This is a genomic window from Kineococcus sp. NPDC059986, from assembly GCF_040702905.1.
In the GTDB taxonomy this organism is placed as follows: domain Bacteria; phylum Actinomycetota; class Actinomycetes; order Actinomycetales; family Kineococcaceae; genus Kineococcus.
In genome coordinates this window covers 1-1,030 of record NZ_JBFBND010000085.1, presented here as the reverse complement: position 1 = coordinate 1,030, position 1,030 = coordinate 1, and the positions used below count along the sequence as shown (strand labels likewise).

Here is a 1,030-nt window from a genome sequence, read left to right as displayed (position 1 = left end):
TGAGCCATTCTCAGTAGCGGCCTGACGGTCACGGGCGGTGACGCCGGTGGTGGTGCCGTGAGGGCTGAGGTGGCGGGTAGAGGTGAAACTCCGGTAAACGGAGGGCTTCCTACAGCAACATCCACCACCGGAGCTCCACCGTGTCTCATCCTGTCACCTACACCGCTGTACTGCCCACCTCCCGGGCCACCGTCCAGCACATCGCCACCCTCCTGCTGCGTCACCGATTCAAGGTGGGGACGCGCGCTGGGCGGCGGGTGCTGGGCTGCTTCGCTCAGGCGGTGCTGATCTGCCGGTTCCTACTCGATGCCGTACGGGTGTCGCAACTGGCCCGCGACAACGCCATAGGAACCTCTACCGCCTACCGCTACGTGCACGAGGCCCTCGACGTCCTGGCTGCCCAGGCGCCCGGGCTGCGCTCGGCACTGCTGGCCGCGCACGCCGCCGGCCACACCCATGTAAGCCTTGACGGCACGCTGGTGGCGACCAACCGCGTTGGCGTGCATGGACCTACGATGCGAAGAGGCAGGCGCGAAGGGCAGCGAGTAGACCTCTGGTGGTCAGGTAAGCACCGCCGCCACGGCGGCAACGTCCAGGTACTCACCGCTCCCGACGGCTGGCCAATCTGGGTCTCGCCGGTACGACCGGGCCGCGAGCACGACACCACCTGCGCCCGCACTCATCCCGATCTCCTCAACGCGCTGGATGAGTTCACCGCCGCCGACCACAAGGTCCTCGCCGACCTGGGCTACGAAGGCGAACGCGACCGGCTCATCTGCCCGAACAAGCAGCCCAAGGACGGGGACCTGACCGTCTCCGAACGTAGTTTCAACCGTGTCCATGCGCACGTACGAGCCCGTGCTGAGCAAGGCAACGCCAGGCTGAAGAACTACCGCGTCTTGCAGAAGGTCACCCTCTGCCCCTGGCGGATCGGCGCCATCACCGCCGCGGTCCTGGTCGTGCTGCACCTCGAGCACGACCGCACCACATGACGCACAGTTACCGTCAAGCCGCTACAGAGAAGAGCTCA

1 protein-coding gene is annotated in these 1,030 nt (G+C 66.5%); it reads left to right on the top strand.

Annotated elements, in window-relative coordinates; translation table 11 throughout:
• Positions 1-140 precede the first annotated feature (140 nt).
• Positions 141-992 carry a transposase family protein gene (locus tag AB0637_RS25000; RefSeq protein ID WP_366175493.1) on the top strand — a complete coding sequence of 284 codons (852 nt, stop codon included), beginning with the start codon at positions 141-143 and terminating at the stop codon, positions 990-992.
• Positions 993-1,030 lie beyond the last annotated feature (38 nt).